Source organism: Streptococcus thermophilus (assembly GCF_010120595.1).
Classification (GTDB): domain Bacteria; phylum Bacillota; class Bacilli; order Lactobacillales; family Streptococcaceae; genus Streptococcus; species Streptococcus thermophilus.
This window is the reverse complement of record NZ_CP038020.1, coordinates 1,617,949-1,633,628: the sequence shown is the minus strand read 5'-3', so window position 1 is coordinate 1,633,628 and position 15,680 is coordinate 1,617,949. Positions and strand designations below refer to the sequence as shown.

Annotated in this window: 16 protein-coding genes; all 16 read left to right on the top strand. The window is 39.9% G+C overall.

Annotated features, from left to right (window positions below):
* Window positions 1-229 precede the first annotated feature (229 nt).
* The 16 genes from hflX to recN all read left to right on the top strand — a co-directional run bounded on the left by hflX (window position 230) and on the right by recN (window position 15,623).
* Window positions 230-1,468, top strand: coding sequence for a GTPase HflX (gene hflX, locus E3C75_RS08640; protein ID WP_084828878.1), 1,239 nt, complete (start codon window positions 230-232; stop codon window positions 1,466-1,468).
* On the top strand, window positions 1,461-2,102 hold the full coding sequence (locus tag E3C75_RS08635; RefSeq protein WP_100262525.1) for a cystathionine beta-lyase: 642 nt from the start codon (window positions 1,461-1,463) through the stop codon (window positions 2,100-2,102). The genes hflX and E3C75_RS08635 overlap by 8 nt, the downstream gene beginning before the upstream one ends.
* A 31-nt stretch (window positions 2,103-2,133) precedes the next feature.
* Complete coding sequence (gene rnz, locus E3C75_RS08630) at window positions 2,134-3,063, top strand: ribonuclease Z (protein ID WP_011226135.1); 930 nt, start codon at window positions 2,134-2,136, stop codon at window positions 3,061-3,063.
* The gene (locus E3C75_RS08625) at window positions 3,063-3,830 is read left to right on the top strand and encodes an SDR family NAD(P)-dependent oxidoreductase (RefSeq protein WP_100273206.1); all 768 of its coding nucleotides are present in this window, start codon (window positions 3,063-3,065) and stop codon (window positions 3,828-3,830) included. The genes rnz and E3C75_RS08625 overlap by 1 nt, the downstream gene beginning before the upstream one ends.
* Before the next feature lie 12 nt (window positions 3,831-3,842).
* Window positions 3,843-6,053 carry a single-stranded-DNA-specific exonuclease RecJ gene (gene recJ, locus E3C75_RS08620; protein ID WP_100273207.1) on the top strand — a complete coding sequence of 737 codons (2,211 nt, stop codon included), beginning with the start codon at window positions 3,843-3,845 and terminating at the stop codon, window positions 6,051-6,053.
* Between the two features lie 114 nt (window positions 6,054-6,167).
* The gene (locus E3C75_RS08615) at window positions 6,168-6,686 is read left to right on the top strand and encodes an adenine phosphoribosyltransferase (RefSeq protein WP_002947203.1); all 519 of its coding nucleotides are present in this window, start codon (window positions 6,168-6,170) and stop codon (window positions 6,684-6,686) included.
* Window positions 6,687-6,857: 171 nt separating this feature from the next.
* Window positions 6,858-7,802 carry a homoserine O-acetyltransferase MetA gene (gene metA, locus E3C75_RS08610; RefSeq protein ID WP_100262522.1) on the top strand — a complete coding sequence of 315 codons (945 nt, stop codon included), beginning with the start codon at window positions 6,858-6,860 and terminating at the stop codon, window positions 7,800-7,802.
* Window positions 7,803-7,873: 71 nt separating this feature from the next.
* Window positions 7,874-8,572 carry a DnaD domain-containing protein gene (locus E3C75_RS08605; protein ID WP_100262521.1) on the top strand — a complete coding sequence of 233 codons (699 nt, stop codon included), beginning with the start codon at window positions 7,874-7,876 and terminating at the stop codon, window positions 8,570-8,572.
* A complete protein-coding gene (nth, locus tag E3C75_RS08600) occupies window positions 8,572-9,216 on the top strand; it encodes an endonuclease III (protein WP_011681255.1) in 645 nt (214 codons plus the stop codon). Before E3C75_RS08605 ends, nth begins: the two co-directional genes overlap by 1 nt.
* 347 nt (window positions 9,217-9,563) lie before the next feature.
* Window positions 9,564-10,097 (top strand): hypothetical protein, encoded by a 534-nt coding sequence (locus E3C75_RS11765; RefSeq protein ID WP_223899692.1) that lies wholly within the window; start codon window positions 9,564-9,566, stop codon window positions 10,095-10,097.
* A 188-nt stretch (window positions 10,098-10,285) separates the two neighbouring features.
* Window positions 10,286-11,626, top strand: a complete 1,341-nt coding sequence (gene xseA, locus E3C75_RS08590) for an exodeoxyribonuclease VII large subunit (protein ID WP_082308996.1) — start codon at window positions 10,286-10,288, stop codon at window positions 11,624-11,626.
* A complete protein-coding gene (locus E3C75_RS08585; RefSeq protein WP_002951008.1) occupies window positions 11,604-11,819 on the top strand; it encodes an exodeoxyribonuclease VII small subunit in 216 nt (71 codons plus the stop codon). The genes xseA and E3C75_RS08585 overlap by 23 nt, the downstream gene beginning before the upstream one ends.
* A complete protein-coding gene (locus E3C75_RS08580) occupies window positions 11,819-12,691 on the top strand; it encodes a polyprenyl synthetase family protein (protein WP_022096738.1) in 873 nt (290 codons plus the stop codon). Before E3C75_RS08585 ends, E3C75_RS08580 begins: the two co-directional genes overlap by 1 nt.
* The gene (locus E3C75_RS08575) at window positions 12,684-13,550 is read left to right on the top strand and encodes a TlyA family RNA methyltransferase (RefSeq protein WP_082308995.1); all 867 of its coding nucleotides are present in this window, start codon (window positions 12,684-12,686) and stop codon (window positions 13,548-13,550) included. The genes E3C75_RS08580 and E3C75_RS08575 overlap by 8 nt, the downstream gene beginning before the upstream one ends.
* A complete protein-coding gene (locus E3C75_RS08570; RefSeq protein ID WP_011681252.1) occupies window positions 13,498-13,944 on the top strand; it encodes an arginine repressor in 447 nt (148 codons plus the stop codon). Before E3C75_RS08575 ends, E3C75_RS08570 begins: the two co-directional genes overlap by 53 nt.
* Before the next feature lie 8 nt (window positions 13,945-13,952).
* Window positions 13,953-15,623: a DNA repair protein RecN gene (gene recN / locus E3C75_RS08565; protein WP_100262520.1), complete on the top strand. Its 1,671-nt coding sequence runs from the start codon at window positions 13,953-13,955 to the stop codon at window positions 15,621-15,623.
* Window positions 15,624-15,680: the final 57 nt, after the last annotated feature.

The window sequence follows — 15,680 nt, the reverse complement described above, 5'->3', positions numbered from 1 at the left end:
TTGATAAGGCTACTGTGAAATTACCTCAAACTATTTCTCAAATTAAGCCTAGCCTTCACCAAGGCAAGCGTCGTAAGGGGTCTAAAAAGAAACCAACACGTAAACACTAATTAGAAGCAAGTTGGACAATCCAACTTGTTTTTCTTTATAAAAAATTAAGGTCTGTCCCCTTCTCTTTAGGTCTCCCTGTGGTATAATAGAAGGCGACTATTTCGAAAAGGGGTTTGCTATGATAGAGACAGCCAAGCAGCAAGAACGTGCTATTTTAGTAGGTGTTGAATTGCAAGAGACAGAGAATTTTGACATGTCCATGGAGGAACTTGCTAGTCTTGCCAAAACAGCAGGAGCAGAGGTTGTAGCTAGCTATACTCAAAAACGTGAACGCTATGATAGTAAGTCCTTCGTAGGTTCAGGAAAATTAGAGGAAATCAAGGCTATGGTGGACGCGGATGAGATTACTACGGTCATTGTCAATAACCGTTTAACCCCACGTCAAAATACCAATCTTGAAGCAGCATTTGGCGTAAAAGTCATTGATCGCATGCAATTGATTTTGGATATCTTTGCCATGAGAGCTAGAAGTCATGAAGGAAAACTTCAAGTTCATCTAGCTCAGCTCAAATACATGTTGCCCCGTTTATCTGGTCAGGGAATTATGCTCAATCGTCAAGCAGGGGGCATTGGTAGCCGTGGTCCTGGTGAAAGTCAGCTGGAACTCAATCGTCGTTCTATCCGTAACCAGATTGCGGATATTGAACGCCAATTAAAGATTGTTGAGAAGAACCGAGAGACCATTCGTGAAAAGCGTGTCGACTCAACTACCTTTAAAATCGGCTTGATAGGTTATACCAATGCTGGGAAATCAACTATTATGAACCTTATGACGGATGATAAGCAGTATGAGGCCAATGAACTTTTTGCGACTCTGGATGCAACGACTAAGAAAATATACTTAAAAGATCAGTTTCAAGTGACCTTGACAGATACGGTTGGTTTTATTCAGGATTTGCCAACAGAATTGGTGGCTGCCTTTAAGTCGACGCTTGAAGAAAGTCGTAATGTGGACCTCCTTTTGCATGTCATCGATGCTAGTGATCCGAATCACGAAGAACATGAAAACGTGGTTTTAGATATCCTTAAAGAACTGGACATGACTGATATTCCTCGCCTAGCTATCTACAATAAGATGGACGTGGCGAATAACTTAGTAGCAACAGTCTTTCCTAATGTTCGTCTCTCAGCGCGTGACAAGGGAAGTCGTGAGGCTTTGCGAAGACTCTTGATTGATGAAATTCAACAGAATTTTGAACACTTTAGTATTAAGGTTAATCAGGACCAAGCTTATAAACTTTATCAGTTGAGTCAATTAGCCTTGTTAGATAGCTATAGTTTTGAGACAGAAGTGGAAGAAATTACAGGCTATATTTCACCGAAAAATAAATGGAAATTGGAAGAGTTTTATGACTGATTATATGGATTTAGCTTTAAAATATGGTGGTTTTACAAGTTTAGATAAGGTATATCTTCAAAACACCTTGTCAGACCTTTCAGACAATCAAAAACTGGCCTTTATTACGCCACCACCAAGTGTTATTAATGCTTATTTTGCAGAGATTTACCAGAAACAGTCTCCAGAAGCAGCAACGGATTACTATTTGGAGCTTTCGAAAGAACTTAACCTCTTTAATCCAGTACCATCTTTTGATGAACACAAGCCCTTTATTCGTCTCAATCTGTCAGGAAAATCTTATGGTTTTTGCTATGAAAATGCTGATGAAGTGGCCCTAGTCTTTGCAGAGCATTTAGAGGTTCCAACGACTGATATTTTGTTTGAGCTTGCTCAAGTTTTCCCACAATATAAGGTTTATCTTGAAGGGACTCAAGTTAAAATGGCCAAGGTTGACTTTGATGAAGAAGTATTGGAAGAGTTGACACCAGAGACTCAGTTACTTAGTCGTGTCACTAAACTGAAGGGAAGTGTCATTAAGTTAGCTAGCTTCAATCAAGATGAATTAGTGGAACTTTTGTCTCAATATAAAGGGCAAACTGTTTATTATGGATTTGCTCAGCGTGAATGCCTGGCTTATATTGTCCAGAAATAAGAAAAACGATAGATAGAAAGTATAGAAAGTCATGGAATTACAATTTTTAGGGACGGGCGCCGGACAGCCATCCAAGGCTCGTAATGTATCGAGTCTGGTTTTGAAGCTCCTCGATGAAATCAACGAAGTCTGGATGTTTGACTGTGGGGAAGGAACCCAACGTCAGATTTTAGAAACAACAATCAAACCCCGTAAAGTTAAAAAAATCTTTATTACACATATGCACGGGGACCATATCTTCGGTTTACCAGGTTTCCTGGCGAGTCGTTCCTTCCAATCTAGCGAAGAACAAACTGACCTTGAAGTTTATGGACCAGTTGGTATTAAGCAATACGTCATGACCAGCATTCGTACCTCAGGGACACGCTTATCTTATCATGTGCATTTTAAGGAAATTGATGAAAATAGTCTAGGTTTGGTTATGGAAGATGACAAGTTCGCTGTTTATGCAGATAAGTTGGACCACACCATTTTTTGTGTTGGTTACCGTGTGGTTCAAAAGGATCTCGAAGGCACCTTGGATGCTGAGGCCCTTAAGGCAGCAGGCGTACCATTTGGTCCGCTTTTTGGACAAATTAAGAATGGACAAGATGTGGTTCTTGAAGATGGAACGAAAATCATTGCCAAAGACTTTATTTCCGCACCTAAGAAAGGTAAGGTTATCACTATCTTAGGTGATACCCGTAAGACAAATGCCAGTGTTCGACTTGGATTGGGGGCAGATGTCCTGGTCCACGAGTCTACTTATGGTAAGGGTGATGAAAAAATTGCCAAGAGCCATGGTCACTCAACGAATATGCAAGCAGCCCAAGTAGCTAGGGATGCGTCAGCTAAACGCCTTCTTCTAAATCACGTATCAGCACGTTTTTTGGGGCGTGATATCGGTAAGATGGCAGCAGATGCTAAAACGATTTTTGAAAACACTCACATCGTTCGTGACTTGGAAGAGGTAGAAATCTAATGGCTAAACAACGAATTATCGCTATTACTGGTGCCTCAGGAGGTCTTGCTCAAGAAATTGTCAAGCAGCTCTCCCTCAGTGACGGCATTATCCTCTTGGGACGAGACAAGGACAAACTTGAGAAATGCTATCGCCATGTGAAAAATAAAACCTGTCTTGCTATTGACCTCAGAGACGACAATGCCATTAAAGAAATGGTCGATTATCTCTATCAACGCTTTGGCCGTATTGATGTTTTTATCAATAATGCTGGCTTCGGTGAATTTAAGTCTTATGATAATTACACCAGTCAAGAAGTTCGTGATATGTTTGACATCAATACCTTGGCGACAATGACTTTTTCACGCTTAATTGCAGAGAAAATGGTAGAGCAAGGCTATGGCCATGTCATCAATATCGCCAGCATGGCAGGGAAAATTGCGACAGCCAACTCAAGTGTCTATGCAGCAACAAAGTTTGCGGTAATTGGCTTTTCAGATGCCTTGCGTATAGAGCTGGCTGATAAGGGAGTCTATGTGACTACGGTCAATCCAGGTCCAATTGAGACATCTTTCTTCGATCAAGCTGATCCCTCTGGAGCTTATCTTGAGAGTGTTAAGAAGTTTGTTCTCAGTCCTAAATATGTGGCTAAAAAGATTGTCCGTATTCTGGGCAAAAATAAACGTGAAGTTAATCTACCACGACTCTTAGCAGTTGCTTACAAAGGCTATACACTCTTTCCCACGATAGCTGATTACCTTGCACGAACAAGCTTTAATTATAAATAAAGAAAGAAGAACATGATTACATCAACGTATGATTGGAAAATAAACACAAAAGAGCCAGATGCTGGCTTTTTTAAACTTGCTAAAGAACATGGACTGGCAAAAACAGCAGCCAAGATTGCCTATGAACGTGGCATTAGGACAGAAGAGGCACTTGAAGACTTTCTAAAGGCAGATTTATCGCACCTTCATGATCCTTATCTGCTTCATGATATGGATAAGGCAGTGGCTAGAATCCGTCAGGCTATTGAAAATTATGAACAAATCTTAGTATATGGAGATTACGATGCGGATGGTATGACGTCAGCCTCGATTGTCAAAGAAGCCCTTGAAATGATGGGAGCTGAAGCTCGAGTATACTTGCCAAACCGTTTTACAGATGGTTATGGACCAAACGAAAGTGTCTATAAGTATTTCATTGAGCAGGAAGGTATTTCACTCATCATTACAGTGGATAATGGGGTAGCTGGGAATGAGGCTATCGCTTATGCGCAAGAGCAAGGTGTGGATGTTATCGTCACAGACCACCATAGCATGCCGTCACAGCTTCCAGAAGCTTATGCCATTGTTCATCCAGAACATCCAGGTGCTGATTATCCCTTTAAGTATTTGGCAGGTTGTGGAGTAGCTTTCAAAATAGCAACGGCCCTCCTCGAGACCATACCAACAGAGATGTTGGATTTGGTAGCTATAGGGACTATTGCTGATATGGTTAGCCTGACCGATGAAAATCGTATTATGGTTAAGGTTGGACTTGAAATTCTCAAGACTACTGAGCGTATTGGGCTTCAAGAATTGCTCCGTATTTCCGAAGTAGACCTAACAACAATTTCTGAAGAAACAGTGGCTTTCAAACTAGCCCCTCAACTCAATGCTTTAGGACGTTTAGACGATCCAAACCCAGCTATTGAACTATTAACCGGATTTGACGATGAGGAAACGCAAGCCATTGCTCTGGAAATCAATGCCAAAAATGAAGAACGTAAGGAAGTTGTTCAAAACATCTTTGATGAAGCCATGAGCATGGTAGACTTGGATAAACCAGTTCAGGTTTTGGCTAAGGAAGGCTGGCATCCTGGTGTACTCGGCATTGTTGCTGGCCGCATCATGGAGCAGATCAGTCAGACAGTAGTAGTTTTAAATATTGAAGATGGCTTGGCTAAGGGATCAGCTCGTAGTTTGGAATCTATCAATATCTTCCAAGCACTTGATGACCACAGAGACATCTTTACTGCATTTGGAGGGCACGCTGGAGCAGCTGGTATGACCCTTCCAGAGGAAAATCTTACTCAACTCTCAGATATTTTATGTAGTTATGTCTACGATAATGACATTGATACGAGTGCCAAAAATACGCTTAATTTAGACGAGGAGTTACAACTCGGTGAGCTTGGCTTGGATACCATAAGGAGCCTCGAAAAACTAGCACCTTTTGGTATGGATAATAAAAAGCCAGTCTTTTGGCTACATGATATTACCGTTACTCAAGCTAGAACTATGGGGCAAAATGGAGCTCATCTTAAGTTTAAGGTTAAGCAAGGCAAGGCTAGTTTTGATGTTGTCGCCTTTAACAAAGGGCATCTGCTTCAAGAATTTCAGCAAGCTCAGGGGTTGGAATTAGCAGTGACGCTGTCCGTTAATGTATGGAATGGCCAGACAACACTACAGCTCATGTTGGCAGATGTGCGCGTGGACAATGTTCAGTTATTTGATTTTCGCTCAAAAAATATGGTACTACCTGAGGGCCTACCAACTGTAGAAGAGGCCTCAGACGAAGCAACTGCAGTTGTCCTCGACACCCTACCGAATTCAGAGACGGAATTAAAAGAGTGGTTTGACGGTAAGGAATTCCAGGCCATTTATTTTAAGAATCGCATTAAGGAAGCCTATTATCTGACAGGCTATGGAACTAGAGAGCAATTTGCAAGGCTCTATAAAACCATTTATCAATTCCCAGAATTTGATGTGCGCTATAAATTAGATGACCTCAGTCATTATCTTAAGATTGATAAAATTCTTCTCATCAAGATGATTCAAATTTTTGATGAATTGGGCTTTGTCACTATTGATAATGGTGTCATGACAGTTAATAAAGAGGCTGGAAAACGTGATATTGAGGAAAGCAAGATTTTCCAGGACCTTAAACATCTTGTCAAGTTCCAAGAACTCATGGCTTTGGGAACACCACAGGAAATTTATGATTGGCTCTACAAGCAGGAGCAGTAGTGCCTAACTAAGATAATTGGTTTAGAATCTAGAGGTTAGTATTTTCTAAATCCATGGATTCATGCTATAATAATATGTAAATATTTTTTGGCAAAATGCCCATAGGAAGAACAAATGAAATTAGAAGATTATATTGCAACTATTGAAAACTACCCTAAAGAAGGGGTTACTTTCCGCGATATTAGCCCGTTGATGGCTGATGGAAACGCTTATAGCTATGCTATTCGTGAAATCGTTCAGTATGCGACTGACAAGAAGATTGACATGATTGTTGGTCCCGAAGCACGTGGTTTCATTGTTGGATGCCCAGTTGCCTTTGAACTTGGTATTGGATTTGCGCCAGTTCGTAAACCTGGTAAATTGCCACGTAAAGTGATTTCGGTCGATTATGAAAAAGAGTATGGTGTCGATACTCTTTGCATGCATGCCGATGCAATCAAACCAGGCCAACGTGTACTTATCGTTGACGATCTCTTGGCTACTGGTGGTACTGTCAAAGCAACAATTGAAATGATTGAACGCCTAGGTGGTGTCGTTGCTGGATGTGCCTTCTTGATTGAGCTTGACGGACTTAATGGTCGTGAAGCAATCGAAGGTTATGACGCTAAAGTATTGATGAACTTCCCAGGATAAAACTATCTATGTTTTACAAAAGGCCTCAGGGCCTTTTTAACTCTTTTAAAAAAATAAGTGTGTCATCATATAGTTTAAAGTTATAGCTAACTAGAGAAAATATATATTTGATAACAATATTTACCCGGTTTATAATATGAAGATAGAATAAACAAGGATGGAGATGTTGTTATGCCTATAAAACTTGATAATAAGTTACCAGCTCTTGATGTATTGCGTTCGGAAAATGTCTTCATCATGGATGAGAATAGAGCTAGTAGCCAGGATATTAGACCAATGGAGGTCCTGATCCTTAACCTAATGCCAACTAAAGAAGTGACAGAAACTCAGTTGCTACGTCTTTTAGCAAATACACCACTCCAAATTAACGTAGAGTTTCTGTATATGGCTAGTCATAAATCAAAAAATACCCACGCTGAACATATGAAAACCTTCTATAAGACTTTTGATGAAATCAAGGACAAGTATTACGATGGTCTTATCGTAACAGGGGCTCCTATTGAACAAATGCCTTTTGAGGAAGTTGATTATTGGCATGAATTAACACGAGTTTTTGACTGGTCTAAAAAGCATGTTTATTCAACTCTTCACTTGTGTTGGGGAGCTCAAGCAGGTCTCTATTACAAACATGGGGTTGATAAGGTTCCCTTGTCAGAGAAATTATCAGGTATCTATAAGCAAACTGTTGACATGCCAGAAAATTTCCTCATGAATGGCTTTGATGATAGCTTTGTGTCACCGCACTCACGCTATACAGAGGTGACTCTGGAAGATATCAAGAATAAAACAGATTTAGACGTTGTTGCATCAGGTCAAGAGGTAGGTCTGTCCATTCTGGCAAGCAAGGATCTTCGTGAAGTTTACAGTTTTGGTCATTTCGAATATGATCGTGATACTCTTGCTAGAGAATATCGAAGGGATTTGGAAGTAGGCATCAATCCAGATGTGCCAGCAAACTATTTTCCTGGGGATGATCCAAGTCAGGAACCAAAACTTCGTTGGAACCTTGCGGCATCAACATTCTTTAGTAATTGGATTAACTACGCTGTATATCAAGAAACACCCTATCGTTTAGAAGAGTTGGAAGACGATTTTTCATTCTACGGTTATTTGTAGTAGGTTTCTCAAAAGACTTATGTTAAAACATAAAATTTTTTGAATTGACCTATCTACTCTGAAAGGTAAATATGAGTTTTTTTGAACAGTATCGAACAGGAAATCTAGTCCTTCCAAATGCCTTATTTTTTCACTTTAAGGATATTTTTCCATCAGCGGATGACTTTTTAGTTTGGCAGTTTCTCTATCTACAAACGACTACTCAGATTGGAGAAGTGGCCTCTAGCCAGATAGCGCAGGCAACTGGAAAGACCCCCACTGAGGTTAATAAAAGTATTACGACATTAACTGAGGCTGGACTCCTTGATTTTACGACTGTTAAAGTTAATAATGAAATTAAGATGGTTGTTGATGCTTCACCTGCCCTAGCAGTGTTAGACAAGCTAGTGAGTAGTGAAAATTCAACGACAGGTCCTGTTGCTGGCCAACCAACAAATACACAGCTTATTAAACAATTGACAAATGAGTTGGAACAGGCTTTGGGAATCTTGAATCCTATGGTAATAGAAGATTTAAATAAGGAAATTCAGGAAGAACACACTGACCCGGAATTAATCCGTGAAGCTCTGAAAGAGGCAGTATTTAACCGAAAAACCAACTGGAATTATATCAAAGGGGTTCTTCGTAACTGGAAATTAAGTGGTATTACTACTAAAATTCAAGTTGAAGAACGTCGTTTGGAGCATCAAGGAAAGAAACAACATCATCAGGTTTCGGATGAGTTCAAAACTGGTATGGACGCGGCCCGTCAATTGTGGGGTGGTCAATAATGTTGGGTAGAAAACGTGTTAATGAAGCTCTGGCCTTAATGGGAAAGATGTTTCCAGATGCACATGGTGAGCTGGAGTGGGAGACTCCCTTTCAACTACTAGTTGCTGTTATTTTATCTGCTCAAACAACTGACAAAGCTGTTAATAAGGTAACACCGGGTTTGTGGGCCCGTTATCCAGAAATTGAAGATTTAGCATCTGCTAATCTTGATGATGTTGAAATGTGCTTAAGAACCATTGGGCTATATAAGAATAAGGCAAAGAATATCATCAAAACTGCTAGAGCTATTTTAATGAATTTCGACGGACAAGTTCCCAAAACTCACAAGGAATTAGAGAGTCTACCTGGTGTTGGACGAAAAACAGCTAACGTCGTATTGGCTGAAGTCTATGGTATTCCGTCTATTGCTGTAGATACACATGTCTCTCGCGTTTCTAAACGGCTGAATATAGCTCCAGAAAATGCTAGTGTAGAGGAAATCGAAGCAGAATTGATGAAGAAAATACCAAAGAAAGATTGGATTATCAGTCATCACCGCATGATTTTCTTTGGACGCTATCATTGTTTAGCAAAGAATCCTAAATGCCAGACTTGTCCTCTTCAAAGTTACTGTAAGTATTATCGAGAAACAACTAAGAAATAAGCTGAGGATGTGATTTTCGTCAGCTTTTTACAGTTGTAAGATTTTGTTACAAACTAGTAACTTGACAATAGTCCCAGGCTTTAAGAAAATAGAAGAAACGATTTAGAAGCTGGAGCGAAATAGTGAATGGCTGAATTCAGTGATGAAGAGTATTTGAGAGTCTTAGCTGACAATGGTGATAGAGAAGCAGTCAAAGAATATGAGCAAGCTTTGGATAATCGTATTTTTTAGTTGCAAATTTCATTGGCTCAAACTAGTGATTCGCGGTGGCGTAAGGAAGTGCAAAAACTCTTGGAACAAGAGGAAAAGAAAAAAGGGACTACTTTCAAGAAAAAGAGGATAAAGCTGTGAGCGAATTTAGACGTCGTAAAACTGAAAGAACTAGGGGAAGGAAGGTTTCGAGTTTTAATAAACTCAAAGACCCTAAAAAAATTCGATGGGTAATTGGAGGAATTGCTTTAATTGCAGTGCTCATCCCTTTACTTACTTTAGTGTGGTATAGTAATAACCAAAACGAAAATGTCACTAACCCATGGAAAAATGGCCAATTGGCTAAAAGTAAGGAAGGATCATCATCAGATAGTAAATCATCTCAAGTTGATACGTCATCTTTGTCTGATCAGCAGTTAGGAGATTGGTTTTTTTCTACCTATGCTGAAGAACAAGGCTCAACTGGTGATAATTATAAAAATTTAGGTTGGAGTGTCTATTCTTGGAAAGATGATGACGATGGTTTGGTTTATGCACAACTTTATGATGCGTATGGTAATGATGCCCTCCTTTTCCGAGTAAACACTAAGGAACAACTCGAAGCCTATGGAGGTATTGACGGTTCAAGTGGTTCATGGGACGTTGTTTCAAAAACCTATAAAAGAAGCTAATTTAATCATGTTAAAGCACTAGCCAATAGTGGTTGAGACTGTCTTTTGACAGTCTTTTTTGGTATAATCTAAGATAATCGTATAAACAATTAAAAAGCTGATTGATAGTATTGGAGAATCATGGTTCTACAGAGCTTTTTTAGTGTCTTTAGATTTTTCCAGAGTCAAGTTAATAAAGGAGAGTTGTCGTGTCAGACTATTTATCGGTCACATCCTTAACCAAATATTTGAAAATGAAATTTGACCGTGACCCTTATTTAGAGAGGGTATATTTGACAGGCCAGGTTTCCAATTATCGCCGACGCCCGAGTCATCAGTACTTTTCTCTTAAGGATGAAGGGGCAGTCATTCAGGCAACGATTTGGGCTGGGGTCTTCAAAAAAATTGGTTTTGATCTTGAAGAGGGAATGAAGATTAATGTTGTTGGTCGGGTGCAGATTTATGAGCCTAGTGGTTCATATTCCCTTATTATTGAGAAGGCTGAGCCGGATGGTATTGGTGCACTCGCCCTCCAGTTTGAGCAGCTTCGTAAAAAACTTACTGCTGAAGGCTACTTTGATGATCGTCATAAGCAACCTCTTCCTAATTTTGTCAAGAAAATTGGGGTTATCACTAGTCCTAGTGGTGCGGTTATTCGGGACATTATTACAACGGTTAGTCGCCGTTTTCCAGGTGTAGAGATTCTGATTTTCCCTACCAAGGTTCAAGGTGACGGAGCGGCACAAGAGATTGTTGAAAATATTCAAAAAGCCAATCAGAGGGAAGATCTGGATCTTCTTATCGTCGGCCGTGGTGGAGGTTCAATTGAGGACCTATGGGCCTTTAATGAGGAAATTGTAGTTCAGTCCATTTTTGAGAGTCGTCTACCTGTGATTTCAAGTGTTGGTCACGAAACAGATACGACTCTGGCGGATTTTGTAGCGGATCGCAGGGCTGCTACACCTACAGCAGCAGCTGAACTTGCTACCCCGATATCAAAGGCTGATACTTTAGCTTGGATTCGCGAAAGACAAAACAGAGCCTACCAAGCTTGTTTGAGGCGCATACAGTATAATCAGGAACGTTTAGCCAAATTATCACAATCGGTTGTCTTTAGGCAACCTGAACGTCTTTATGATGGATATTTGCAAAAGTTAGACCGCCTAACAACAAGGCTCGAAACCTTCATGAGTCAAGATTTTGAGCGCAAACAAAAATCAGCTGAATTTTTGAGACAGCGATTACACGGTCTAAATCTCTCGACTCGTGTTAAGAACTATCAAGATCGTCGAGAGTCCTTACAGCGACTTTTAGTGACCACAACTAAGAATACTATCAATGGTAACCGCGTTAGACTAGAGAAGGCTCAAGATGCCCTATTGTCTCTAGATACTAGCCGTATTGTTGCCAGGGGCTATGCTATTGTCAATAAAAATGATAAGCCCCTAACAACTATCAAAGATATTACTGAAGGCGAGCAATTAACAATCCAAATGAGAGATGGACAACTAGAAGTAGAGGTGAAAAATGTCAACGAAAAAAACATTTGAAGAAAATTTACAGGACTTAGAAGCTATCGTCACAAAACTTGAAACAGGTGATGTTGCTCTTGAGGATGCGATTGCTGAATTCCAAAAAGGTATGGTATTGTCTAAAGATTTGCAGAAGACCTTGGAAGATGCTGAAAAAACACTTGTTAAGGTTATGCAAGCAGATGGTACAGAAATGGAAATGGATGCCTAATGACCAAGCTAAAAAAAATTGATGCTGCTATACGGGATTTTTATCAAAAGAAAACCCCACCAGTATCAAGCGATTTAATCACTGCTATTCTTTATTCAGTTGATAGTGGCGGTAAGCGTATCCGTCCACTGATTTTCTTGGATTTACTTGAAGGATTTGGTTTAGAGTTAACTCCCAGTCATTTTGATGTTGCAGCAAGTCTTGAAATGATTCATACCGGGAGTCTGATTCACGACGATTTACCGGCAATGGACAATGATGATTACCGTCGAGGACGTCTAACAAACCATAAAAAATTTGATGAAGCAACGGCAATTTTAGCTGGTGATTCTCTCTTTTTAGATCCCTTTGCACTTGTAGCTCAAACAGAGCTTTCTGCAGAGATTCGTGTTCAATTGATTCACGCTCTATCTCATGCGTCAGGGACCTTCGGTATGGTTGGTGGTCAGATGTTGGATATGAAAGGTGAAGGTCTGGAACTTGATTTATCGCAACTGGCTAAGATTCACGAGAATAAGACTGGTAAGCTTCTAACCTTTCCTTTTGTAGCGGCTGGTATTGTGGCCCAACAAGAAGATCGAGTCATGGAAAATCTTCAAGAAGCTGGTCGCTTGATTGGTCTTGCCTTTCAAGTTCGTGATGACATTTTAGATGTGACTGCTGACTTTGAATCCTTAGGAAAAACGCCTGGAAAAGATGTGGTCGCTGGGAAATCAACCTACCCTGCTCTTCTTGGTTTGGAAAAATCATATGCCATTCTCGAGGAATCACTAAATAAGGCTGAGGCCATTTTCAAAGACTTGGCTGAGTACCAAGGTTTCAAGCAAGACAATATTATGAAAATCATAGAAAGGTTAAGATTCCATGCTTAAGGAAAGAGTAGATGTCTTGGCTTATAAACAAGGCCTATTTGAAACGCGAGAACAAGCTAAACGCGGTGTTATGGCTGGTTTAGTTGTTAATGTTATCAATGGTGAGCGTTACGATAAACCTGGTGAAAAAATTGATGATGGAACAGAGTTGAAGCTCAAAGGTGAAAAGCTTAGGTATGTGAGTCGTGGAGGACTCAAACTTGAAAAAGCTTTAGCTGTTTTCAATCTATCAGTTGAAGATATGACAACCATTGATATCGGTGCCTCAACAGGTGGATTTACCGATGTCATGCTTCAAAATGGTGCTAAACTGGTTTATGCAGTAGATGTTGGTACCAATCAGTTAGTTTGGAAATTGCGTCAAGATGATCGAGTGCGTTCTATGGAGCAATATAATTTTCGATATGCTGAACCAGTCGATTTCACAGAGGGATTACCATCATTTGCATCTATTGATGTTAGTTTCATCTCTCTTAATTTGATTCTACCAGCTTTGGCTAAGATATTGGTTGATGGAGGGCAAGTTGTTGCTCTTGTGAAACCTCAATTTGAGGCAGGCCGTGAACAAATTGGAAAAAATGGGATTGTACGTGAGAGCAGTATCCATGAAAAAGTATTAGAAACCGTAACAGCTTTTGCAGTTGACTATGGCTTTTCAGTTAAAGGACTGGATTTTTCTCCTATTCAAGGTGGTCATGGTAACATTGAATTTCTCGCACACTTGGAGAAGACAGATTCTCCTCAAAATGATGTTCCAACTTCAATCAAAGAAGTTGTAGCACAAGCACATAAGGAGTTTAAGAAGAATGAAGAAGAAAGATCGTTTGGAGTTAATCCGAAAGATTGTCCAAGAAAATAAAATTACGACCCAGAAAGAATTGGTAAGATTACTCCAGGCTGAGGGGTTGAAGGCTACTCAGGCTACGGTATCACGTGATATCAATGAAATTGGTATTACCAAAGTGCCAACCGAAGATGGTTCGTACATCTATGGGCTCTCAACTGCTCCTAGACGAGTAGGTAGATCTTCTGTTGCTTGTCGCCGCTTGTTGCGTATTGATAGACAACATGCCTTTATGAATATCTTAGTTCAGCCAGGGACTAGTCGTCTCATCAAAAAGATTCTTTTGGATGAATACAAGCATTTGATTTTTAGCTTGATTGCTGATGATGACACGCTCTTTTTGGTTGCTCAGTCAGAATTAGCAGCTATCGAATTACATGGACAAATCGTCAAGTGGGTTGAAGAATAGGAGGAAGCATGCTTCTCGAAATTACGATAAAGAATTTCGCAATTATTGAAGAAATTTCTCTTAACTTTGAAAATGGGATGACTGTTCTTACCGGAGAGACTGGGGCAGGAAAATCCATTATCATTGATGCCATGAATCTTATGTTGGGGGCACGGGCATCTAGCGAAGTTGTCCGTCATTCAGCCCCCAAGGCGGAGATTCAGGGCTTCTTTTCAATTGAACAAAATCCTGCTTTAGTTAGTCTCTTGGAAGACAATGGGATTCCTGTTGAAGATGAGTTAATTATCCGCCGTGAAATTTTCCAAAATGGTCGAAGTGTTAGCCGTATCAACGGTCAAATGGTCAATTTAACGATTCTTAAAGCTGTCGGAAACTTTTTGGTAGATATCCATGGACAGCATGACCAAGAAGAACTTATGAGACCTGCTCTTCACATAAGCATGCTTGATGCCTTTGGTGACAAGGATTTTTTTCAGGCAAAAAAAGAATATCAGGAATACTTTGATCGTTACCGTGAGCTAAGAAAAGCTGTTCTTGAAAAACAGAAAAACGAGAAAGAGCATAAGGCTAGAATTGAAATGCTAGCTTTTCAGATTGCAGAAATTGAAGCAGCCTCTCTAAAAACAGGTGAGGATCTAGCTTTGATGAAGGAGCGAGATAAACTCCTCAATCATAAGCAGATTGCTGATACCTTAACGAATGCTTATGTTATGCTGGATAATGAAAATTTTTCAAGCTTATCAAATGTCCGTTCTGCCATGAATGATCTCCAATCTCTTGAAGAGTATGATTCTGATTATAAAGAACTCTCAAATAATTTGTCAGAAGCCTACTATGTCCTTGAGGATGTCACTAAACAGTTAGGAGATCTTGTAGATAATTTAGATTTTGATGCTGGGCGTTTGCAAGAGATTGAATACCGTTTAGATACGATTAATGCCATTACCCGTAAATATGGTGGAACTGTTGATGATGTCTTAGATTATCTCGAAAATTCAAGTAAAGAATACAACCTATTGACTGGAAATTCTAGCTCTTCTGATGCTATGGAACAAGAGCTTAAGCAACTTGAAAAAGACTTACTCGCGTCTGCAGAAACCTTGCAAAGGGAACGACATCAGATTGCAAACGCTCTTGAGTCAGAGATAAAGACTGAGTTATGTGATCTGTATATGGATAAGGCTGATTTTAAAGTTGTCTTTACTAAGGGGAAATTTAACCGTGATGGTAATGAGCAAGTTGAGTTTTATATTTCAACCAATCCAGGTGAAGGATTTAAACCGCTTGTTAAGGTTGCATCTGGTGGCGAACTGTCTCGACTTATGCTAGCCATTAAGTCAGCCTTTGCTCGAAAAGAAGATAAAACTAGTATTGTCTTTGATGAGGTTGATACTGGAGTGTCGGGCCGCGTAGCCCAGGCTATCGCACAAAAGATTCATAAGATTGGAAGTCATGGTCAGGTATTGGCTATCAGTCACCTTCCTCAAGTAATCGCTATTGCAGATTATCAATTCTTTATTTCTAAAGAAAGTGATAACGAGACAACTGTATCTCGTGTTCGTCTCCTAACACCTGAAGAAAGAGTTGAGGAAATCGCCAAGATGCTTGCAGGTGATAATTTGACTGATGCTGCCTTGAGTCAAGCTAGAGCTTTATTAAAAGTGGATGAACCTGTTTAAGAAAAGAGTTGGGCAAACCTCTCTAGTCATGCTATAATAGAATAAAAAAATTGTTTT